Genomic DNA, 21,256 nt, shown 5'->3' on the forward strand with positions numbered 1-21,256 from the left:
CTGCAGGGGCCCGGCCCGCGTCTACGCCTCCGTCAGGGTCGCCAGCAGCGCGTCCGCCGCCGCGTACGGGTCCAGCTCGCCCACGGCCACCCGGGCCGCCAGCGCGTCGAGGTGCGCATCGCCGTGCAGGTCCGCCATCCGCGCCCGCAGGGCCGTCACGGCGATCGTCTCGACCTCCCGGGCCGCCCGGGCGGCCCGGCGCTGCTCCAGCACCCCGCGCTCGTCCATCCAGGCCCGGTGCTTCTCCAGCGCCTCGACCAGCTCGTCGATGCCCTGGCCGCGGGCCGCGACCGTCTTCACGATCGGCGGCCGCCAGTCCTCCCGGCCGCGCGCCTCGCCCAGGCCCAGCATGTGGTTCAGCTCCCGGGCCGTCGCGTCCGCGCCGTCCCGGTCGGCCTTGTTGACCACGTACACGTCGCCGATCTCCAGGATTCCCGCCTTGGCGGCCTGGATCCCGTCGCCCATCCCGGGGGCCAGCAGCACCACCGAGGTGTCGGCCTGCGAGGCGATCTCCACCTCCGACTGCCCCACGCCGACCGTCTCGACGAGGATCACCTCGCAGCCGGCCGCGTCCAGCACCCGGATCGCCTGCGGGGCGGCCCAGGCCAGCCCGCCGAGGTGGCCCCGGGTGGCCATGGAGCGGATGTAGACCCCCGGGTCCGAGGCGTGGTCCGACATCCGCACCCGGTCACCGAGCAGCGCCCCGCCCGAGAAGGGCGAGGACGGGTCGACGGCGAGGACGCCGACCCGCTTGCCGGCCTTGCGGTACGCGGACACGAGCGCCGAGGTCGAGGTCGACTTGCCGACACCCGGCGACCCCGTCAGCCCCACCACGTACGCCCCGCCCGTCAGCGGGGCCAGTGCGGCCATCACCTCGCGCAGCTGCGGGGACGCCCCCTCGACCAGCGAGATCAGCCGGGCCACCGCTCTCGGCCGGCCCTCCCGGGCCTGGGCCACCAGCTGGGGGACGTCCACCGCCGTCATACGTGCTGCGCTCCTCGGTTCTCGTACGGGATGCGTGAGGGCCAGCAGGCCCGGGGAAGGGGTACCGCCGGGCCCCCGTAGCAGGGCCCCGGCGGCCTGGCGGGCCTACTTGGCGACGCGAACGATCAGCGCGTCGCCCTGACCGCCGCCGCCGCACAGCGCGGCCGCGCCGATCCCGCCGCCGCGGCGCTTCAGCTCCAGCGCCAGGTGCAGCACCACACGGGCCCCGGACATGCCGATCGGGTGTCCCAGGGCAATGGCGCCACCGTTGACGTTCACCTTTTCCGGGGTCACGCCGAGGTCCTTCATTGACTGCACGGCGACCGCCGCGAAGGCCTCGTTGATCTCGATGAGGTCCAGGTCGGAGACCTCCAGACCCTCCTTCTTCAGGGCGTGCAGGATCGCGTTGGACGGCTGCGACTGGAGGGAGTTGTCCGGGCCGGCCACGTTGCCGTGGGCACCGATCTCGGCGATCCACTCCAGGCCGAGCTCCTCGGCCTTCGCCTTGCTCATCACGACCACGGCGGCCGCGCCGTCGCTGATCTGGGAGGAGGTGCCGGCGGTGATCGTGCCGTCCTTGGCGAAGGCCGGACGCAGCTTGCCGAGGGACTCCACCGTGGTCTCGGGGCGGATGCCCTCGTCGGTGGAGAAGATCACCGGGTCGCCCTTGCGCTGCGGGATCTCCACGGGGACGATCTCGGCCTCGAAGACGCCGTTCTTCTGCGCGGCCGCGGCCCGCTGGTGCGAGGAGGCGGCGAACTCGTCCTGCGGGGCGCGCTCGATGCCGAGCCGGGTGTTGTGCTTCTCGGTGGACTCGCCCATCGCGATGTTCTCGAAGGCGTCCGTGAGGCCGTCGTAGGCCATCGCGTCCAGCATCTCGACCGCGCCGTACTTGTAGCCCTCGCGGGTCTTCGGCAGCAGGTGCGGGGCGTTCGTCATGGACTCCTGGCCGCCCGCGACCACGATGTCGAACTCGCCGGCGCGGATCAGCTGGTCGGCCAGCGCGATCGCGTCCAGGCCCGAGAGACACACCTTGTTGATCGTGAGGGCGGGCACGTTCATCGGGATGCCGGCCTTGACCGCCGCCTGGCGGGCGGGGATCTGGCCCGCGCCGGCCTGGAGCACCTGGCCCATGATCACGTACTGGACCTGGTCGCCGGAGATCCCGGCCCGCTCCAGCGCGGACTTGATGGCGAAGCCTCCGAGGTCGGCACCCGAGAAGGACTTCAGCGAGCCGAGCAGCCGCCCCATGGGCGTGCGGGCCCCGGCGACGATCACAGAAGTGGTGTTGTTCGATCCGGACATGAGGCACAGCCCCTTGGATGAGGAGTGAACGAGGGTTTACGTGAATGTACTGGGCGGTACCGCAGCGGTCACCGGGCTGCCGGTGTGATCGCGCGCACGTTGCGTGACCACCCCCTTCAGGAGTGCACTGTCACCATGCTGACAAGAATCGACCACATCGGGATCGCCTGCTTCGACCTGGACAAGACTGTCGAGTTCTACCGTGCCACGTACGGCTTCGAGGTGTTCCACTCCGAGGTCAACGAGGAGCAGGGTGTCCGCGAGGCCATGTTGAAGATCAACGAAACCTCCGACGGCGGCGCCTCCTACCTCCAGCTCCTGGAGCCCACCCGCGAGGACTCCGCCGTGGGCAAATGGCTGGCCAAGAACGGCGAGGGCGTCCACCACATCGCCTTCGGCACCGAGGACGTCCAGGGGGACTCCGAGGCCATCCGCGGCAAGGGCGTCCGCGTCCTCTACGACCAGCCCCGCACGGGCTCCATGGGCTCCTCCATCACCTTCCTGCACCCCAAGGACTGCCACGGCGTTCTCACCGAACTGGTCACCTCGAACCCCGAGCACTGACGGACCACTGATGGCCCGATTCCCCGGCCGGTAGAGTGGCCATGGCTCGGCCGGGGTTCGGTGCGGAGACGGGGTCGGGGCCTGTGACCCCTGCCCCGGTATCTGACACCATTCCCCCGGGGGCGTCGTTCAGCGGGCGAGCGATGCTCATTGGGAGTGAGCTTGCGACCAGGGGACGGATGGGACCGCGCTGTGCGGGGCTACGAAAGCCAGGAGAGCCATCAGGCCGAGGCCGACCATCTCTCGCGCTTCGAGGCCGAGATGGAGCGGCTGAAGAAGGAGCGCGGGAAGGCCGTCCAGCACGCCGAGGACCTGGGATACCAGGTCGAGGTGCTGCGCGCCAAGCTGCACGAGGTACGGCGCGCTCTTGCGTCCCGCCCCGCCTACGACGGCGCGGACATGGGGTACCAGGCGGAGCAGCTGCTCCGCAATGCCCAGATCCAGGCCGACCAGATGCGCTCGGACGCCGAGCGCGAGCTTCGTGACGCCCGGGCCCAGACCCAGCGCATCCTCCAGGAGCACGCCGAGCACCAGGCGCGCCTGCAGGCCGAGCTGCACGCCGAGGCCGTCAACCGCCGCCAGCGCCTGGACCAGGAGCTCGGCGAGCGGCGCCAGACCGTCGAGGCCCACGTCAACGAGAACGTGGCCTGGGCCGAGCAGTTGCGCGCCCGTACGGAGGCTCAGGCGCGCCGGCTCATGGAGGAGTCCCGCGCCGAGGCCGAGCAGTCCCTGAACGCCGCCCGCGCCGAGGCCGCCCGGGTGGCCGAGGAGACCCGCCGCCGGATGGCCGGGGACGCGGAGGCCGCCCGCGCGGAGGCCGAAGCCACCCTGCTGCGCGCCCGCAAGGAGGCCGAGCGGCTACTGACCGCCGCCTCCTCGCAGGCCCAGGAGGCCACCGAGCACGCGGAGCGGCTGCGCTCCACCACCTCCGCCGAGGCCGAGCACACCCGCCAGCAGACCCTGGATCTGGGCCGGCTGGCCGAATCCCGCGCGCAGGAGGCCGATTCCGCGCTGCGCGAGGCCCGTGCCGAGGCGGAGAAGCTCCTCGCGGAGGCGAAGGAGAGCGCCACCCGGCAGCTGGCGTCGGCGGAGTCCGTCAACGAGCAGCGCACCCGCACCGCCAAGGAGCAGGTCGCCCGGCTGGTCGGCGAGGCCACCAAGGAGGCCGAGGCCCTCAAGGCGGAGGCCGAACAGGCCCTGGCCGATGCCCGCGCGGACGCCGAGCGGCAGCGCACCGAGGCCGGCCAGCAGGCCCGTACGGCCGCGGCCGAGGACATGGCGGCGCAGCTGGCGAAGGCCGCCCGCACCGCCGAGGACGTACTGAACAAGGCCTCGGAGGACGCCCGGGCCACCACCCGGGCCGCGTCCGAGGAGGCCGAGCGGATCCGACGCGAGGCCGAGACCGAGGCCGACCGGCTGCGCCTGCAGGCGGCGGCCACGGCCGACGAGCTCAAGGGCGCGGCGAAGGACGACACCGAGGAGTACCGGGCCCGCACAGTCGAGCTCCAGTCGGAGGCCCGGCGGCTGCGCGGTGAGGCCGAGCAGCTGCGCGCCGAGGCCGTCGCCGAGGGCGAGCGGATCCGCGGCGAGGCCCGCCGCGAGGCCGTACAGCAGATCGAGGAGGCGGCCCGGACCGCCGAGGAGCTGCTCGGCAAGGCCAAGGCGGACGCCGACGAGCTGCGCGGCGGCGCGACCGCCGAGAGCGAGCGGGTGCGCGCCGAGGCCGTGGAGCGGGCCGGCACGCTGCGCAAGCAGGCCGAGGAGACCCTGGAGCGGACCCGCGCCGAGGCCGAGCGGCTGCGCGCCGAGGCCGAGGAGCAGGCCGAGAGCGTACGGGCCGAGGCGGACGCGGCGGCCGTCGCCCGGCGCCAGGAGACCGAGCAGGCACTGGCCGCCAAGCGGACCGAGGCCGACGAGGAGCTCGTACGGCTGCACACGGAGGCCGAGACCCGGCTGACGACGGCCGAGCAGACGCTGCGCGACGCCCGCGGTGCGGCGGAGAACATCCGCCGGGAGACCACGGAGGAGAACGACCGGCTGCGCGCCGAGTCGGCGGAGCGGATCCGCACCCTGCAGGCGCAGGCGGAGGCGGAGGCCGACCAGCTGCGCACCGACGCGGCGCAGGACGCCGGCCGGGCGCGGGCCGAGGCCGAGCAGTCCGCCGTGCGGCTGCGCGGCGAGGCCGAGGCCGAGGCGGAGCGGGTGCGCTCCGAGGCCCAGGAGACCGCGGACCGGCTGCGCGCGGAGGCGAAGGCCGCCGCGGAGCGGGTCGCCGAGGAGGCCGCGGAGGCGCTGGCCGCCGCCCAGGAGGAGGCCGCCCGGCGCCGCAGGGAGTCCGAGGAGACCCTGTCGTCGGCGCGGACCGACGCGGACAACGAGCGGGCCCAGGCCCGCGAGCAGAGCGAGGAACTGCTGGCGCAGGCCCGCAAGCGCTCCGAGGAGGCGCAGGCCGAGGCGGTCTGGCTGACCGAGGAGGCCGAGCGGCGCGCGTCGGAGGTCGTGTCGGCGGCGGAGGCCACCGCCCAGCAGGTGCGGGACTCCGTGGCCGGGCTGCACGAGCAGGCCGAGGAGGAGATCACCGGACTGCGCAGCGCCGCCGAGCACGCGGCGGAACGTACGAGGACGGAGGCCGAGGAAGAGGCCGGCCGGGTCCGTTCCGACGCCTACGCGGAGCGGGAGCGGGCCACCGAGGACGCCAACCGGATCCGCAGCGAGGCACGGGCCGAGACGGACGCGGCGAAGTCGCTGGCGGAGCGGACGGTCGGCGAGGCGATCGCCGAGGCGGAGCAGCTGCGCGCCGACACCGCCGAGTACGCGCAGCGGGTGCGTACCGAGGCCACGGACGCGCTGGCCTCGTCCGAGCGGGACGCGGCCCGCACCCGCGCCGACGCCCGGGACGACGCGAACCGCATCCGCGGCGAGGCCGCGGAGTCCCTGGAGGCCTCCCGCGCCGAGGGCGCCCGGATCATGGGCGAGGCGACGGCGGAGGCCGAGCGGCTCGTCGAGGAGACCCGCGCCGCGAACGCGGTCACCGTCGGCGAGGCGGCGGCCGAGGCCGAGCGGCTCACCGCGGAGGCGGCGGAGGCCGCGGAGGCCACCCGTACCGAGGCCGCGAACACCCTGGACGAGGCACGGGCCGAGGGCAACCGGCTGCGTACCGAGGCCGCGGAGCAGATCGACCGGCTCATCACCGAGGCCTCGGCGGAGGCCGACCGGCTCACGGAGGAGACCCGCGCCGCGAACGCGGCCACCGTCGCCGAGGCGACGGTGGAGGCCGAGCGGCTCACCGCCGCGGCGACCCGGCTCAAGGCCCAGGCGGCCGACACCCTGGCGAGCGCCGAGCGCGACGCCGCGCGGATCATGGTCGATTCGCGTGCCGAGGGCGACCGTCTGATCGACGAGACCCGTGTGGCCAACGAGGCCACCGTCGGCGAGGCCGCGGCGGAGGCCGACCGGCTGCGGGCCGAGGCGGCCCGGGTGCTGGACGACGCCCGCGCGGAGGGCGGCCGGATCATCGGCGAGGCCACCGCGGAGGCGGAGCGCGTCACGGTCGCGGCGAACGAGACCCTGGCGGGCGCCGAACGCGACGCCGAGCAGACGCTGGACGAGGCGCGCGGCGAGGCCAACCGGCTGCGCACCGATGCGGCCGAGCAGGCGGACCGGCTCGTCACGGAGGCCGTGGCCGAGACGGAGAAGCTCACCGAGCAGACCCGCAAGGACAACGAGCGGACGATCGGCGATGCGGCCGCCGAGGCGGAGCGGCTGCGCGCGGACGCGTCGGAGGCGTTGTCCTCGGCGCAGGAGCACGCGACCCGCACCCGGTCGGAGGCCGAGCGGGTCAAGGCGCAGGCGGCCGCCGAGGCGGAGCGCATCCGCGGCGCGGCCCGTACGGAGTCCGAGAAGCTGCTGGACCAGGCCCGCGAGGCGGCCAACAAGCGCCGCAGCGAGGCCGCGGAGCAGGTCGACCGGCTCATCACGGAGGCTTCGGCGGAGGCCGAGAAGCTCACCGCCGACGCGCAGAAGCAGGCCCTCGCCGCCACGACGGCGGCCGAGGAGCAGGCCGACGCGATGGTCGACGCGGCCCGCAAGGAGGCGGTGCGGATCACCTCGGAGGCGACGGTCGAGGGCAACTCCCTGGTGGAGAAGTCCCGTACCGACGCGGACGAGCTGCTGGTCGGCGCGCGCACGGACGCGGCTGCCATAAGGGAGCGGGCGGAGGAGCTGCGCGGCCGCGTCGAGGGCGAGGTCGAGGAGCTGCACGAGCGGGCCCGCCGGGAGTCGGCCGAGCAGATGAAGTCGGCCGGCGAGCGCGTGGACAAGCTGGTGCGCGCCGCGACCGAGCAGAGCGTCGAGGCCGAGGCGAAGGCCAAGGAGCTGGTGTCGGACGCGAGCAGCGAGGCGAGCAAGGTGCGCATCGCGGCGGTCCGCAAGGCGGAGGCGCTGCTCAAGGAGGCCGAGCAGAAGAAGGCGGAGCTGGCCCGGGAGGCCGAGAGCGCGCTCGCGCAGGCCAAGGCGGAGGCCGAGCAGCTCGTCGAGGAGGGCCGCCGCGAGCTGGAGGTCCTGGTGCGCCGTCGCGAGGACATTCAGGCGGAGATCTCCCGTGTCCAGGACGTTCTTGAGGCGTTGGAATCATTCGAGGCGCCTTCGGGCGGAAAGCCGGCGGTCGGTGGCCAGGGCTCGGGGGGCGTGAAGGCCGGAGTGACAGCGGGATCCACTCGTTCGGGTGGCAAGGCGTCCGAGGGGTAGCCAAATGCTCTGGGATGTGTGCACCTGATGAACGTTCAGGCGAACGAGTGACAAGCGTTCTGTCGCCTTGCCACTCAAAAGGGGTGTCATTGTCCAGATCAAACGCGGATTGACTCGATGACACGCCGTCTGGGCGCCTAGGATTCCCCTAACACCTCACGTAGCACCTCATCGGTCTCATTCGACAGGAACCCCATGAGCGACACTTCCTCCCCCTTCGGCTTCGAGCTCGTGCGGCGTGGTTACGACCGTGGTCAGGTGGACGACCGCATTACCAAGCTGGTCTCCGACCGCGACAGCGCCCTTGGACGTATCAACTCTCTGGAAAAGCGGATCGAGGAGTTGCACCTCGAGACGCAGAACGCCCAGGCCCAGGTGAACGACGCCGAGCCGTCGTACGCCGGTCTCGGCGCCCGGGTCGAGAAGATCCTGCGGCTGGCCGAGGAGGAGGCCAAGGACCTGCGCGAGGAGGCCCGTCGCGCGGCCGAGCAGCACCGTGAGCTCGCCGAGTCGGCTGCCCAGCAGGTGCGCAACGACGCCGAGTCGTTCGCCGCCGACCGCAAGTCGAAGGCGGAGGACGAGGGCGTCCGCATCGTCGAGAAGGCCAAGGGCGACGCGTCGACCCTGCGCTCCGAGGCCCAGAAGGACGCGGCCTCCAAGCGCGAGGAGGCCGACGCCCTGTTCGAGGAGACCCGCGCCAAGGCCGCCCAGGCCGCCGCGGACTTCGAGACCAACCTGGCCAAGCGCCGTGAGCAGTCCGAGCGCGACCTGGCCTCCCGTCAGGCCAAGGCCGAGAAGCGCCTCGCGGAGATCGAGCACCGCGCCGAGCAGCTGCGCCTGGAGGCCGAGAAGCTGCGTACGGACGCCGAGCGCCGGGCCCGCCAGACCGTGGAGACCGCGCAGCGCCAGGCCGAGGACATCGTGGCCGACGCCAACGCCAAGGCGGACCGCATCCGCAGCGAGTCCGAGCGCGAGCTGGCGGCTCTCACCAACCGCCGCGACTCGATCAACGCGCAGCTGACCAACGTGCGCGAGATGCTGGCGACGCTCACCGGTGCGGCCGTCGCGGCGGCCAACCCGATCGTGGACGACGAGCCCGTCACCCGCGGCGTCCCGGCGCAGCAGACCCGCTGATCATCCACGGGTCGGGCGCGCTACGCCCCGTATGCCCGATCGAGGGCCCTATGTCACCTTTTGGGGTGGCGTAGGGCCCTCGGGCGTTCTAGCGTGGCCGCATGATCGAGCTTGAGGGCCTCACCAAGCGATTCGGCGCGACGACCGCCGTGGATCACCTCAGCTTCCAGGTCAGACCGGGGGTGGTGACCGGTTTCCTCGGTCCGAACGGTGCCGGCAAGTCCACGACCATGCGCATGATGCTCGACCTCGACAACCCGACGAGCGGCACGGTCCGGGTCTACGGGAAGCACTACCGGGACCTGCCGGAGCCGCTGAAACACGTCGGGGCGCTGCTGGACGCGAAGGCCATGCACGGTGGCCGAAGTGCATACAACAACCTTCTCTGCCTGGCCCAGTCGAACCGCATCCCGCGGCAGCGGGTCGACGAGGTGCTGGATCTGGTCGGCCTGACGGCCGTGGCGAGGAAGAAGTCCAAAGGATTTTCGCTGGGAATGAGCCAACGGCTGGGAATCGCCTACGCAATGTTGGGCGACCCGGAAATCCTGATGTTCGACGAGCCGGTCAATGGCCTGGATCCCGAGGGAATTCTCTGGATCCGCAATCTGATGAAGGGCCTGGCCGCAGAGGGGAGGACGATCTTCGTCTCCTCCCATCTGATGAGTGAAATGGCGCTGACCGCAGATCATCTGGTCGTCATCGGACAGGGAAAGCTGCTGGCCGACCTGCCGATGGCCGATTTCATCCAGCAGAACTCGCGCAGCTACGTCCGGCTGCGCTCGCCGCAGCAGGAGTACATCAAGGACGTGCTGCACGAGGCCGGGATCGATGCCGTCAGCATTCCGGCCACCGGCACGCTGGAGATCGACGGCGTGAGTGCGGAGCAGCTCGGCGAGCTGGCCGCCCGGCACCGGATCGTGCTGCACGAACTCAGTCCGCAGCGGGCCTCGCTGGAGGAGGCGTTCATGCGCATGACCGCGGACTCCGTCGAGTACCACGCCCACGCGCCGGGCGCGCCGGGCACCTGGCCGGAGCCGGGCGTGGCCGCCGGCCGGCCGGCCCCGCCGCCCGACGTCCCCGCCTGGGGCGCCGGCCACCGGGCGACGCGCAAGGACGGTGAGTGAGCATGGCCTTCTCCGCCGTCCTGCAGTCCGAGTGGACCAAGATCCGTACCGTCGCCTCCACCAGCTGGACCCTGATCGTCGCGCTGGTGGTCACCGTCGGCATCAGCGCCGCGATCTGCGCCTTCGTCAACGCGAGCTTCCAGGACATGCCCCCGGCCCAGCAGGCCACCTTCGACCCGACCCAGGTGAGCTTCGCCGGGATGACCCTCGGCCAGCTGGCGATGATCGTCTTCGGGACACTGGTGGTCGGCACCGAGTACAGCACCGGCATGATCCGCACCTCGCTGGCCGCCGTGCCCCGCCGGGAGCACTTCCTGCTCGGCAAGCTCGTGGTGGCGACCGCCCTGGCCCTGCTGGTCGGCCTCCTCACCAGCTTCCTGTCCTTCTTCCTCGGTCAGGCACTGCTCGGCGCCCGGAGCATCGGGATCGGCGAGGAGAACGTCCTGCGCGCCGTGGTCGGCGCGGGCCTCTACATGGCCCTGCTCGCCCTGTTCTCGATGGGGGTGACCGCGCTGCTGCGCAGCTCGGTCCTCGCCATGTGCCTGCTGATCCCCTTCGTGCTGGTCCTCCCGGCGATCCTGTCCATCGCCGAGGCGACCCGGAAGGCGGGTCTGTACCTGCCCAACCAGGCCGGCTCCCGGATCATGCAGGTGGTGCCGAACGGGATGGACGCGCCGGACACCCCCTACGGGCCGTGGGGCGGCCTCGGGATCATGACCCTGTGGGCGCTCGCAGCAGTACTCGGGGGCTACCTCGTCCTCAAGAAGAAGGACGCCTGACGCCGGCCCCCTGCTGAAGTACTACGGGTGATGCCCGGGTCGGCCTCAGGGGCGGCTCAGGGATCCGGCCGGGGACGGAACCGCAGGAACCTCGTTATCCTCTTAACCCTTACGCGGGCGAAAGTCGTCCCGGCCTGGTAAGGGGCAGCAAGATGATCGAGGCAGTCGGCCTGACCAAGCGCTACGGCGCCAAGACCGCCGTCGACCAGCTGTCCTTCCAGGTCAAGCCGGGTCACGTCACCGGATTCCTGGGGCCCAACGGCTCGGGGAAGTCCACGACCATGCGCATGATCGTCGGCCTCGACCGGCCCACGTCCGGTCATGTCACGATCAACGGCCGGCCCTTCCGGGAGCTGCCGAACGCCCAGCGGCACGTCGGGGCCCTGCTCGACGCCAAGGCCGTCCACGGCGGCCGCCGGGCCCGGGCCCACCTGCTGTCCATCGCCCAGCTCTCCGGGATCCCGGAGAAGCGGGTGGACGAGGTGCTGGCCGTGGTCGGCCTCCAGGACGCCGCCCGGCAGCGCACGAAGGGCTTCTCGCTCGGCATGGGCCAGCGGCTCGGCATCGCGACCGCCCTGCTCGGTGACCCGCAGGTGCTCCTGTTCGACGAGCCGGTCAACGGACTCGACCCCGAGGGCATCCTCTGGGTCCGCAATCTCATGCGCCGCCTCGCCTCCGAGGGCCGCACCGTCTTCGTCTCCTCGCACCTCATGAGCGAGATGGCGCTGACCGCCGACCACCTCATCGTGATCGGCCGGGGGCGGCTGCTGGCCGATATGGGTACCCAGGAGTTCATCGCGCACAACTCGGCCGGATTCGCTCGGGTGCGCGCGGCCGACACTGATCCTGATGGCCGGGACACGCTGGGTAAGGCCCTCGCCAAAGCAGGCGGGCGGGTCCTGCAGGAGCCCGACGGAGCACTGCGCGTGACCGGCCTGGAGCTGCGGCACGTCGCCGACCTCGCGCACGGGGCCGGCGTACGGCTGTGGGAGCTGTCACCGCACCGGGCCTCGCTGGAGGAGGCGTACATGCGGATGACCCAGTCCGCCGTCGAGTACACCTCCACGGACGACCCCCGGGCCGAGCTGTGGGAACCGGAGCCGCTCTCCGTCCCGGCCTGGGAGGAGGAGCCCGAGACCCCCGAGGTCCCGCAGTCGGGCTTCTACGCGCCTCCGCCGCCGGGAGCGAACGGGCGGCCCTTCCTGATGCCCACCGACCCCGGCGCACTCGCGAGCGCCGCCGGGAACACCGCACCGAAGACCCCCGAGGACACCCGATGACCCCGACGACCACGACGGCGGAGCAGTCCGGGAGCTACAGCTCCCCCCTCGCCACGCCGCGGCCGCACCTGGGGCACGCCCTGGCCTCGGAGTGGACCAAGCTGGTCTCGCTCCGCTCCACCCTGTGGACGCTGGGCGCGCTCGTGGTGACCGTGGTCGGGATCGGCGTGGCCGTCATTTCACAGACCGTGGACGCGGACTACGAGCAGATCCACTTCACCACGCCCGCCCTCATCGGCCTGCTGGTCGGCCAGCTCGCGGTGATCGTCCTCGGCGTGCTGACCATCACCTCGGAGCACGGCACCGGACTGGTGCGGACCACGTTCACGGCGGCCCCGGACCGGTACCGGGTGCTCACCGCGAAGTACCTCGTCTTCAGCATGACGGCCTTCGTCACCACCGTGCTGGCGGTCTTCGTGGTCGGGGTCTGCGCGGCCGTGGCGCACGGCGGCACCGCGTCCGGCCCGCACGCGGCCGGCGAGTGGTTCGGGGCGCTGCTCGGCTGCGGCTACGTCACCCTGCTCGGCGTGCTCGCGCTGGCGATCGGCTCCCTGGTGCGGCACTCCGCCGGGGGGATCGCCCTCATGCTGGGCCTGGTCACCCTGCCGCCGGTGATCGGAGCCATGCTGAGCATGTGGGAGGCGGTCGCGCCCGTCAGCCGGGTCATCCTGCGGCACAACGTGCCCGTGGCGATGATGCAGCTGTTCGGCATGCCGGAGGGCGGCGACCTCGGTCCGGAGCCGAGCAACCTCTCGCACATGATGCTGATCGTGCTGGTCACCGGCGGCGCGGTGGCCGCCTCGTACCTGGTGGTCGGCCGCCGGGACGTCTGAGGCCGTACCTTTCGGATCCTGCCTCGTCAGTACCGGGGAGCATTTCGGGACCGCTGCACCTTCGAGGTGCGGCGGTCCTTCGCGTTCCAGCAGGCCTTGTGCCAGTGCCGCCGGTCGTCCACGCCGCCGTACTCGGGCCAGGCCACCAGGTGCGGGGTGCCGGAGGGGATCTCCTGGTCACAGCCGGGGCAGCGGTAGCGCTTGCCCGCCGCGCTCGCGCCGGCCACGTGCCGGACCTTCCAGTCCTCGCCCTGGTACTCCTCGGTGCGCTCCAGTCCGTAGCGGTCGAGGCCGGTGCTGGGGCGTTCGTCCGGGGTCTCGCCGCCCCTGGGACGGTTGTTGCGCGGTGACACGTATACCTCACGGATGGGCGGCCGGCAGTGACTTTCTCCCAGACTACGCGCAGCGAGGCCGGGTACCCGCAGGGTGGCTGAAGAAGGCGGCCGGCCGAAGAGGAATGGCCCGACAATCCCAATAACTTTCGTGTCAGCCCGTGCCTTTGGCACGTGTCAGACGTTGTTGCCATAGGAAGAACCGGTCCACCTGGGGGAGGCCGCGTCAGCCGCAAGGAGGCTAAAGGCGATGCGCGTAGGAGCGTTTGTACTGGCGGCCCAGTTCCCGGGTCAGGGACAGGGCGAGGCACTGCACCGGGCGGTGCGGACCGCCGAGGTGGCCGAGGAGGCCGGGCTCGACTCGGTCTGGCTCGCCGAGCATCATTTCGTCCCGTACGGGGTCTGCCCCTCGGCGGTGACCCTGGCGGCCCTGCTGCTGGGCCGGACCCGGCGGCTGCGGGTGGGCACGGCGGTGAGCGTACTGCCGAGCACGCATCCGGTGGCGCTCGGGGAACAGGCGGCCCTGCTGCACGTGACCTCGGGCGGCCGGTTCACCCTCGGGGTCGGCCGCGGCGGGCCGTGGGTGGACCTGGAGGTGTTCGGGGGCGGCCTGGACAGTTACGAGAACGGCTTCCCTGAGGCCCTGGACCTGCTGCGGCGGTGGCTGACGGAGGCGAGGGTGGGGGCCGCCGGCGAGCGGTACGGATTCCGCGAGGTGGACGTCGTACCGCGGCCCTCGGAGGCCCTGGACGGGGACGGGGCCGGGCCCGAGGTGATCGTGGCCTGCACCTCGCCGGCGTCGGTACGGATGGCCGCCGAGCGGGGGCTGCCGATGCTGCTCGGGATGCACTGCGGCGACGAGAGCAAGGCCGAGATGGTCGCCCTGTGGCGCAGCACGGCGCTGGCGGCGGGCCACTCGCGCGAGCACGTGGCCGGCGCGGGACACGTCTCCGCAGGGGTGTGCCAGATCGCGGACCGTACGGCGGACGCGCGCGAGACCCTGGTGAAGGCGATGCCGGGCTGGCTCAGGCAGGGTCTCGACGCGCATGTGACGGTGGACGGCCGCGTGCGCGCGATGCGGGATCCGGTCGCCTACACGGAACTGCTGTGCGACCTGCACCCGGTGGGCACCCCGGAGGTGGCGGCGGACCGGCTGGCGGCCACGTCGGCACGGACGGGCATCACGCGCTTCGCCCTCCTGACGGAGGGCTCCGGTGATCTCGCCGCGACGGAGGAGAACGTACGACGGCTCGGCGCCGAAGTCCTTCCCCGCCTCGGCTGAGACCTCCCGGTCCCACCCGGCGCTTCTTTCGGATCACGCCCGGGCGGCATGATCCGAAAGAGACGCCCCGGGGCACGGCCTAGCAGTCCCGCAGCTCCGGCGACTGGTTGAGCAGCTGACCGCGGATCGAAGTGAACTTGGCCAGCCGGTCGTCCACCGAGGGATCCAGCGGGAACACCGCCACCCGGTGGCAGTTCTGGAATGCCAGGCGCACCCCGAAGTGCCGCTGCAGCGCACCGCGTATCGCGTCACTCGCGAGGGCGCGCAGCAGCTGCCCCCGCGCCTGCTCGTCGGGCGGCGGCGTCTGGTTGTCGGCGAACTGTCCGCCGTCCACCTTCAGCTGGGCCACCAGCGAGCTGATCATCTCCCAGGCGTAGGGCAGGGAGGTCCGGACGCAGTCGACGAAAGCGGCTTCGTCGACCTCGCCTCGCTCGGCCTGTTCGAGTAGGGCCGGTGAGACGTCGAGCGACATGGGTTCTCCTCTCGCGACCCCGGCTGTTTGGGTTGCCGGAGTCTTACGGGCAGGGAAGGAGGTCGCGACGCAGAGTGCACGCTCGACAACCTCCCGCTCACCACGGTAGGCGTCCCATGGGTGACGCACCAGGAGAATGCGCATACAACGCGCCATCGGCGAACGGGGCTTTCAGGGGCGAATCGCGTGAAGGCCTTCTCGTCGAGTAGCGTTGCCGACCATGCGTCTCGTCATTGCCCGCTGCTCCGTCGACTACGCGGGCCGGCTCACCGCCCATCTGCCCTCGGCACCCCGTCTGATCCTCGTGAAGGCCGACGGCAGTGTCTCGATCCACGCGGACGACCGAGCGTACAAACCGCTCAACTGGATGTCGCCGCCGTGCACCCTCAAGGAGGGGAGCGGTGACGAGGCCAACGTGTGGACGGTCATCAACAAGGCGGGCGAGAAGCTCATCATCACCATGGAGGAAGTCCTGCACGACTCCTCCCACGAGCTGGGCACCGACCCGGGGCTCATCAAGGACGGCGTCGAGGCGCACCTCCAGGAACTCCTCGCGGACCGCATCGAAACGCTGGGCGAGGGCTACACGCTGATCCGGCGCGAATACATGACGGCGATCGGCCCGGTGGACATCCTGTGCCGGGACGCCTCCGGCGCGACGGTGGCCGTGGAGATCAAGCGCCGCGGCGAGATCGACGGTGTCGAGCAGCTGACCCGCTACCTCGAACTCCTCAACCGCGACCCGCACCTGGCCCCGGTCCGGGGCATCTTCGCGGCCCAGGAGATCAAGCCGCAGGCGAAGGTCCTGGCGACGGACCGCGGGATGGACTGCGTGGTGCTGGACTACGACGCGCTGCGCGGCATCGAGGACGACAAGCTCCGCCTGTTCTGATCCTCCGGTACTTCGGCAACGGCTCCGTCCCCAGGGACGGAGCCGTTGTCGTTCACCTGCCCGTGGCCGGTGAGGTGGCCGTGGCCGTACCCGTACCCGTCTCGGTGGTGGTCGTCGGCAACGGCGCGACGGTCTCCGATGCGGAGGGAGAGGGCCCCGCGGTGGTCGGCGCGGGCGAAACGGACTTCGTCGGCGAGGAGTCGGGCGGCGTCGCGGACGGCCTGCGGGACGGGGTCCGGGCCGGTGTGCGGCCCGGGGTCGGGGCGACGCTCGGTCCGGGTGCCGCGGCCGGCGACGGCGGGGCCGCTGCGGGCGGTTCCGGCGCAGGATCGTTCCCGCCGGTGCTCGGGGCCGCCGAGGGCGCCGTCACGGTCGGGGTCGAGGACACCGCCGGTCCCTGCGCCGGCGGCGAGGTGTCCGAGGAGCTCAGCGCGAGGCTCACGACCGTACCCAGTGCCACCACCGCCAGCGCGCCCGCACCGGCCAGCAGGACGAGCCGGCGACGGCCGGGGGCCGGAGCCGGGGCGGCGGCGGGCCGCGGGGCGACGGGCGGGGCGGGCTTCGGCGTCAGCGGGAAGGCGTCCTCGAAGACCTCGGACAGCGTCGTGGGCGGCTCCGAGCGGGCGGTCACCGGCACGACCGGGGTCATCCGGGTCACCGCCTCGGCGGAAACCTTGACCTCCGGGGTCGCCGGAGCCGCCGGAGTCACCGGCGCCATACGGGACGTGGGCGCCTCGGAGCCCGGACGGGCGGCCGGTGCCGCCTTGGGGGCCGGGGCGGCCGGCGTGGCCACCGTCACGGCCTCCGGGGCCGCCGTCAGCGCGGCCGGTGCCTCCAGCCGCAGCGGCGGCGACGCGGCCGCGCCCGCGGTCTCCCGGTCGACGACCAGGGCCAGTGCCCGCCGCCCCGCGACGGTGCCCCGCTTGTCCGCCAGCGCGCCCCGCAGTCCGATCGAGGTCTCCAGCTCGGCCCGCGCCCGGTCCAGCCGCTCCTCGCACAGGGCCAGCACACCGAGCTCGTGGTGGAAGTACGCCTGCTCGGCGACCTCCCCGGCCTTGCGCGCGGCCTCCGCGCCCGAGCGCAGCACCCGTTCCCAGGCCTCCCAGTGCAGCGAGGCCGCGAACGCCGGGGCCGCGGTGCGCGCCAGCAGCACCGCCGCGACCACGTCCGCACCGGACAGCGCCGCGAGCACGGCGTCCGCCTCCGCCGCGACCCGCTCCGGAACCACCGAGGCGTGCCCGGTCCACCAGGCGTAGTGCCGGGCGGCCGTACGGGCCTCCTCCGACGCGGTGTCCCCGTATCCGACCTCCTCCAACTGCCGTGCGACGCCCGCGGCCAGCCGGTAGCGCGTCCCGACGGGGGTCAGCAGCCCGCACCCGAGGAGCTCCGCCACCGCGGTGTCGGCGTGGGTGTCCCCCACCAGCGCGGGCAGGTGCGCGTGGTGCGGCATCTCCCCGCCCAGCGCGCACGCGATCCGCAGGGCCGCGCGCGCCGACTCGCTGACCCGCGAGGCCAGCAGCTCGGCGGGGGCGGCGCCCTCGGCGAGCGTCGGCAGCGGCACCTGCACGGCGTCGCGCGGCCGCTCCTCGAAGACGCCGGGCTCCTCCTCCTCGTCGTCCTCGTCGCTGTGGTTGAGCTCGTCCCGCTGCCGCAGCATCGCGGCGGCCTGTACGAAGCGCAGCGGCAGCCCCTCGGAGGCGAAGCGCAGGTCTCCCGCCCAGGCGGTCTCCTCGTCCGTCAGCGGCCGTCCGACGCCCGATTCCAGCAGTTCCAGGCAGTCGGCCCTGCCCAGCCCGCCGAGGAAGACCTCCTCGATGTGCGAGTCGTCGGAGGGGGCCCGGGTGTCGGGGGTGGCGGCCAGCAGGTAGGCGCATTCGGGGGTGGCGTGCAGCAGCTCGTCGAGGGCGGTCCCGCCCATCTCCAGGTCGTCCAGGAGGACGACGGCGCCTATCTCCCGTACGCGGGCCAGGAGCTCGGTCCGTCCGGGGCGCTGCCGCCCGGCCTCGTACACGGCCGCGTACAGCGCGTGGAGCAGTTCCCCGGGCTGCTGGTGCCCGTACCCGGACAGCCGTACGACGCCGTCGGGCGCGAGGCCGGCGCACTGGGCGGCGACGGCGTCGAGCAGCGCGCTGCGGCCGGATCCCGAGGGCCCGGTCAGCCGTACGGAGCGGCCCCGGCCCAGCAGCCGCACCAGCCGCTCCCGCTCCTCCTCGCGCTCCAGCAGGGGCCGGGCGGGGAGGGTGGGGCCCGGCAGTACGGGCGGGTGCGCGGCGGCGGCACGGGCCGCGCGGGCGGCCGCGTCACGCTTGGCGGGGCGGCCCGGCTCGGTGCCGGGACGGAGCGGTTCGATCTCGCTGCCGTCGACCGGGTTGACGGTGAGGGCGAAGTCGCCGGCGGTCAGGCTGACGACCCGCGCGGGTCCGACCGCTCCGGGCGCCGCGGGTGCCGTGGCCGCGGGCAGGGAGCCGCCCGTGGGCTGCTCGTGCTGCTCGGTCTGCCCCTGTGTACGGTCCATGACCCAGTCCCCCGATCGCGGGCCGCGCGCCTCGCCGTCGTACCGCCCGGCCATCGCGCACGCGCTGTCGCTCCTGGTCCGGTTTCCGCCCGAACCCTAGACCGTGGCCGGTCGTGCGGGAAACCGCAGGGGTGCGATCACCACCGGACCGTTACGTTTCCGCAGGAAATGCAAAGGTCAGCGGCCTGCCGGTCAGACGCGGGGCAGGGACTCGGCTTCCAGTCCGCCCTCGATCGCGAGGATGCGGTGCAGCCTGGTGGCCACGAGGAGCCGCTGCATCTGCGGCGGCACCCCGCGCAGGACCAGGCGCCGTCCGGTCCGGCCGGCCCGGCGGTGCGCGCCCATGATCACGCCGAGGCCGGTCGCGTCCCACGAGTCGAGCCCGGTGAGGTCGAGGACGAGATCGCCCTGGCCGTCGTCCAGGGCGGTGTGGAGGGCCGTACGGGCGTCCGCCGCGCTGCGCACGTCGAGGCGGCCCCCGACAGCGAGTTCGGCGTGGTCGCCCCTGATGTGCATGTGTACTCCCGGCAGTACTGCGTACGTATGGTCCGACTGGTCCGTGGTCGGCAACTCTCACTGCAACTGACTGCCGCGCGGGCAGGGAAGTTGCCGACCGTGAGCGAACCGATACCTAATTCACCCTGGGGGGTGACGGCATTCGAACGGTGTTGCTCCGTGGCGGGCCAGGCCTCAGTGCTTGTAGAAGCCCTGGCCGCTCTTGCGGCCGATGTCCCCGGCGTCCACCATCCGGCGCATCAGCTCCGGCGGGGCGAACTTCTCGTCCTGGGACTCGGTGTAGATGTTGCTGGTGGCGTGCAGCAGGATGTCGACGCCCGTGAGGTCGGCGGTGGCCAGGGGGCCCATCGCGTGCCCGAAGCCGAGCTTGCAGGCGATGTCGATGTCCTCGGCGGAGGCCACGCCCGATTCGTACAGCTTGGCGGCCTCGACGACCAGCGCGGAGATCAGACGGGTCGTCACGAAACCGGCGACGTCGCGGTTGACGACGATGCAGGTCTTGCCGACGGACTCGGCGAACGCCCGGGTGGTCGCGAGGGTTTCGTCGCTGGTCTTGTAGCCGCGGACGAGCTCGCACAGCTGCATCATCGGGACGGGCGAGAAGAAGTGCGCGCCGACGACCCGCTCCGGACGCTCCGTCACGGCCGCGATCTTGGTGATCGGGATGGCGGAGGTGTTGGAGGCGAGGATCGCGTCCTCGCGGACGATCTTGTCCAGGGCGCGGAAGATCTCGTGCTTGATCTCGATCTTCTCGAAGGCCGCCTCCACCACGATGTCGACGTCGGCGACGGCGTCGAGGTCAGTGGTGGTGGTGATGCGCGCGAGCGCCGCCTCGGCGTCCTCGGCGGTCAGCTTGCCCTTGGAGACGAACTTGTCGTAGGAGGCCTTGATTCCGTCCGTGCCGCGGGTCAGCGCGGCATCGGTGACATCGCGGAGTACGACGTCCCAACCCGCCTGAGCGGAGACCTGCGCGATGCCGGAACCCATGAGTCCGGCACCGATGACGGCGAGCTTCCCAGCCACTACACACCCCTTGTTTCCCTACGGCACTCACGTAGCCACTCCGGCGGAGACTAGCGCCCGGGCGGTGCGGTGTGACCGTGAAGTAACACGCGTCACGTCTCAGATGACGGACATCACACCGGTACGGCCCAGCAGCCGTGCCCGGCCGTCCAGTTCACTCGCCGTCGTCCCCGGCGCACCGCCGGGCCAGCGCGCGCAGCCGCGCCAGCTCCCTGCGCGCGGCGCCCGGGCGGCCGAGTTCGACGGCCATCGCGGCACGGCCCGCGAGATAGTGCGCGTCCGCCCGGGCGCGCGCGTCCGCCTCCGGCCGGGTGCAGATCTCCCGCTGCAGGAGGCGGAGCTCCGTCAGCATCCGGCGCGCCGTGGCGACCTTCGCCTCCTGCGGCCGGAGCTCCGCGCGCAGCAGGTCCTTCGCGTAGTCCCACACCCTCGCGTCGTGCTCGGCGGCGGCCGGTTCCCCCGGATGGTGCGGGTGGCCGGCCCAGCGGGCGGCGTGCTCGCGCAGGTCGTCGAGGTGGTCGAGGGCCTCCCCCAGATGCCCGGCGGCCACCGCCGCCCGCCCGGCCCCGGCGCTCTCCGCCGGTTCGCGGCGGGTGGCCGGACCGTCCCCGGGACGGGTGGCGAGGAAGCCCGCCAGGAGGTCGATCTGCTGGGCGGCCTCGGCAAGCCGCCAGATGTAGTACACGTCGGCCAATGCGCCACTCCCCCGTCCCGGACCCCTGGGCCCGTCCTGGCGATCAGGCCGCGCCCGGCCTGATCGACAGGACGGGCCCGGGCCCCACCGGACCGTACGCGGGGAAGGGGCGGCCTCGCCCGGAATTTCCCCGGCGGGCCCGTCTACCCTGGCCGCATGGTGAACCTCACGCGCATCTACACCCGTACCGGCGACAAGGGCACGACCGCCCTGGGCGACATGAGCCGCACGGCCAAGACCGACCTGCGGATCTCCGCGTACGCCGACGCCAACGAGGCCAACGCGGCCATCGGAACGGCCATCGCGCTCGGCGGGCTGGCGGCGGAGGTCGTGAAGGTCCTGGTCCGCGTGCAGAACGACCTGTTCGACGTCGGCGCCGACCTGTGCACCCCGGTGGTCGAGAACCCGGAGTACCCGCCGCTGCGCGTGGAGCAGTTCTACGTCGACAAGCTGGAGGCGGACTGCGACCACTTCCTGGAGCAGGTGGAGAAGCTGCGCAGCTTCATCCTGCCCGGCGGGACCCCCGGGGCGGCGCTGCTGCACCAGGCCTGCACGGTGGTCCGGCGCGCCGAGCGGTCGACGTGGGCGGCGCTGGAGGTGCACGGCGAGGTGATGAACCCGCTGACCGCCACCTACCTGAACCGGCTCTCCGACCTCCTGTTCATCCTGGCCAGGGTGGCCAACAAGGAGGTCGGGGACGTGCTGTGGGTGCCGGGCGGCGAGCGCTAAGGGGTGTCCGCAAAGTAGCGCCGGCGCCTGGAGGGCGTGGCCCGCGGCGCCG

At 72.6% G+C, this 21,256-nt stretch carries 18 protein-coding genes; 10 read left to right on the forward strand and 8 right to left on the reverse strand.

The genetic code is table 11. The features are described 5' to 3' along the window. Positions 1–21: 21 nt before the first annotated feature. Entirely contained in the window at positions 22–984 is a 963-nt protein-coding gene (gene meaB / locus ACWGE1_RS17280; RefSeq protein ID WP_453421340.1) for a methylmalonyl Co-A mutase-associated GTPase MeaB, read from the reverse strand. Positions 985–1,089: 105 nt separating this feature from the next. After that, positions 1,090–2,289, reverse strand: coding sequence for an acetyl-CoA C-acetyltransferase (locus ACWGE1_RS17285; protein ID WP_453421341.1), 1,200 nt, complete (start codon positions 2,287–2,289; stop codon positions 1,090–1,092). Between the two features lie 135 nt (positions 2,290–2,424). Between ACWGE1_RS17285 and mce the strand changes: the two genes are divergently transcribed. From mce to ACWGE1_RS17320, 7 genes are all read left to right on the forward strand, one after another. After that, on the forward strand, positions 2,425–2,853 hold the full coding sequence (gene mce / locus ACWGE1_RS17290; RefSeq protein ID WP_008738238.1) for a methylmalonyl-CoA epimerase: 429 nt from the start codon (positions 2,425–2,427) through the stop codon (positions 2,851–2,853). A gap of 192 nt (positions 2,854–3,045) precedes the next feature. After that, a complete protein-coding gene (gene scy / locus ACWGE1_RS17295; RefSeq protein ID WP_453421342.1) occupies positions 3,046–7,599 on the forward strand; it encodes a polarized growth protein Scy in 4,554 nt (1,517 codons plus the stop codon). 195 nt (positions 7,600–7,794) lie between these two features. Beyond that, positions 7,795–8,733, forward strand: coding sequence for a cellulose-binding protein (locus ACWGE1_RS17300; protein ID WP_453421343.1), 939 nt, complete (start codon positions 7,795–7,797; stop codon positions 8,731–8,733). A gap of 101 nt (positions 8,734–8,834) precedes the next feature. Next, on the forward strand, positions 8,835–9,857 hold the full coding sequence (locus tag ACWGE1_RS17305; RefSeq protein ID WP_453421344.1) for an ABC transporter ATP-binding protein: 1,023 nt from the start codon (positions 8,835–8,837) through the stop codon (positions 9,855–9,857). Between the two features lie 2 nt (positions 9,858–9,859). Further along, on the forward strand, positions 9,860–10,636 hold the full coding sequence (locus tag ACWGE1_RS17310; RefSeq protein ID WP_453421345.1) for an ABC transporter permease subunit: 777 nt from the start codon (positions 9,860–9,862) through the stop codon (positions 10,634–10,636). Positions 10,637–10,788: 152 nt separating this feature from the next. After that, entirely contained in the window at positions 10,789–11,916 is a 1,128-nt protein-coding gene (locus ACWGE1_RS17315; protein ID WP_453421346.1) for an ABC transporter ATP-binding protein, read from the forward strand. Beyond that, positions 11,913–12,749, forward strand: coding sequence for an ABC transporter permease (locus ACWGE1_RS17320; RefSeq protein WP_453421347.1), 837 nt, complete (start codon positions 11,913–11,915; stop codon positions 12,747–12,749). Before ACWGE1_RS17315 ends, ACWGE1_RS17320 begins: the two co-directional genes overlap by 4 nt. 26 nt (positions 12,750–12,775) lie before the next feature. Here ACWGE1_RS17320 and ACWGE1_RS17325 read toward each other — a convergent pair whose 3' ends face one another. Then, positions 12,776–13,102, reverse strand: a complete 327-nt coding sequence (locus ACWGE1_RS17325; protein WP_030009607.1) for a hypothetical protein — start codon at positions 13,100–13,102, stop codon at positions 12,776–12,778. 229 nt (positions 13,103–13,331) lie between these two features. On the opposite strand from ACWGE1_RS17325, the gene ACWGE1_RS17330 reads away from it, so the two are divergent. Further along, positions 13,332–14,363, forward strand: a complete 1,032-nt coding sequence (locus tag ACWGE1_RS17330) for an LLM class flavin-dependent oxidoreductase (RefSeq protein ID WP_453421348.1) — start codon at positions 13,332–13,334, stop codon at positions 14,361–14,363. 79 nt (positions 14,364–14,442) lie between these two features. Here the strand turns inward: ACWGE1_RS17330 and ACWGE1_RS17335 are convergent, their stop codons facing one another. After that, positions 14,443–14,835 carry an SCO5389 family protein gene (locus ACWGE1_RS17335; RefSeq protein ID WP_030660337.1) on the reverse strand — a complete coding sequence of 131 codons (393 nt, stop codon included), beginning with the start codon at positions 14,833–14,835 and terminating at the stop codon, positions 14,443–14,445. Positions 14,836–15,055: 220 nt separating this feature from the next. Between ACWGE1_RS17335 and nucS the strand changes: the two genes are divergently transcribed. Then, entirely contained in the window at positions 15,056–15,727 is a 672-nt protein-coding gene (nucS, locus tag ACWGE1_RS17340; RefSeq protein ID WP_453421349.1) for an endonuclease NucS, read from the forward strand. A gap of 52 nt (positions 15,728–15,779) precedes the next feature. On the opposite strand, the gene ACWGE1_RS17345 is transcribed toward nucS, so the two are convergent. The 4 genes from ACWGE1_RS17345 to ACWGE1_RS17360 form a co-directional block, all read right to left on the reverse strand. After that, positions 15,780–18,242 carry an ATP-binding protein gene (locus ACWGE1_RS17345; protein WP_453421350.1) on the reverse strand — a complete coding sequence of 821 codons (2,463 nt, stop codon included), beginning with the start codon at positions 18,240–18,242 and terminating at the stop codon, positions 15,780–15,782. Positions 18,243–18,434: 192 nt separating this feature from the next. After that, on the reverse strand, positions 18,435–18,758 hold the full coding sequence (locus tag ACWGE1_RS17350) for an STAS domain-containing protein (RefSeq protein WP_030386930.1): 324 nt from the start codon (positions 18,756–18,758) through the stop codon (positions 18,435–18,437). A 174-nt stretch (positions 18,759–18,932) separates the two neighbouring features. Continuing rightward, on the reverse strand, positions 18,933–19,781 hold the full coding sequence (locus ACWGE1_RS17355; RefSeq protein ID WP_030708166.1) for a 3-hydroxyacyl-CoA dehydrogenase family protein: 849 nt from the start codon (positions 19,779–19,781) through the stop codon (positions 18,933–18,935). 154 nt (positions 19,782–19,935) lie between these two features. After that, a complete protein-coding gene (locus tag ACWGE1_RS17360) occupies positions 19,936–20,475 on the reverse strand; it encodes a hypothetical protein (RefSeq protein WP_453421351.1) in 540 nt (179 codons plus the stop codon). A gap of 156 nt (positions 20,476–20,631) precedes the next feature. Here ACWGE1_RS17360 and ACWGE1_RS17365 point away from each other — a divergent pair, with 156 nt between their 5' ends. Beyond that, positions 20,632–21,204 carry a cob(I)yrinic acid a,c-diamide adenosyltransferase gene (locus ACWGE1_RS17365; protein WP_453421352.1) on the forward strand — a complete coding sequence of 191 codons (573 nt, stop codon included), beginning with the start codon at positions 20,632–20,634 and terminating at the stop codon, positions 21,202–21,204. The last annotated feature ends 52 nt before the right edge of the window (positions 21,205–21,256 follow it).

The sequence above is a fragment of the Streptomyces sp. NPDC054932 genome (genome assembly GCF_053610205.1).

Bases quoted from the DNA above. Each gene is read 5' to 3' on its own strand.
- mce (WP_008738238.1), top strand. From the start codon at position 2,425: ATGCTGACAAGAATCGACCACATCGGGATCGCCTGCTTCGACCTGGAC.
- nucS (WP_453421349.1), top strand. From the start codon at position 15,056: ATGCGTCTCGTCATTGCCCGCTGCTCCGTCGACTACGCGGGCCGGCTC.
- meaB (WP_453421340.1), bottom strand. From the start codon at position 984: ATGACGGCGGTGGACGTCCCCCAGCTGGTGGCCCAGGCCCGGGAGGGC.
- ACWGE1_RS17320 (WP_453421347.1), top strand. From the start codon at position 11,913: ATGACCCCGACGACCACGACGGCGGAGCAGTCCGGGAGCTACAGCTCC.
- ACWGE1_RS17335 (WP_030660337.1), bottom strand. From the start codon at position 14,835: ATGTCGCTCGACGTCTCACCGGCCCTACTCGAACAGGCCGAGCGAGGC.
- ACWGE1_RS17345 (WP_453421350.1), bottom strand. From the start codon at position 18,242: ATGGACCGTACACAGGGGCAGACCGAGCAGCACGAGCAGCCCACGGGC.
- ACWGE1_RS17350 (WP_030386930.1), bottom strand. From the start codon at position 18,758: ATGCACATCAGGGGCGACCACGCCGAACTCGCTGTCGGGGGCCGCCTC.
- ACWGE1_RS17330 (WP_453421348.1), top strand. From the start codon at position 13,332: ATGCGCGTAGGAGCGTTTGTACTGGCGGCCCAGTTCCCGGGTCAGGGA.
- ACWGE1_RS17315 (WP_453421346.1), top strand. From the start codon at position 10,789: ATGATCGAGGCAGTCGGCCTGACCAAGCGCTACGGCGCCAAGACCGCC.
- ACWGE1_RS17300 (WP_453421343.1), top strand. From the start codon at position 7,795: ATGAGCGACACTTCCTCCCCCTTCGGCTTCGAGCTCGTGCGGCGTGGT.
- ACWGE1_RS17365 (WP_453421352.1), top strand. From the start codon at position 20,632: ATGGTGAACCTCACGCGCATCTACACCCGTACCGGCGACAAGGGCACG.
- ACWGE1_RS17285 (WP_453421341.1), bottom strand. From the start codon at position 2,289: ATGTCCGGATCGAACAACACCACTTCTGTGATCGTCGCCGGGGCCCGC.
- ACWGE1_RS17310 (WP_453421345.1), top strand. From the start codon at position 9,860: ATGGCCTTCTCCGCCGTCCTGCAGTCCGAGTGGACCAAGATCCGTACC.
- ACWGE1_RS17305 (WP_453421344.1), top strand. From the start codon at position 8,835: ATGATCGAGCTTGAGGGCCTCACCAAGCGATTCGGCGCGACGACCGCC.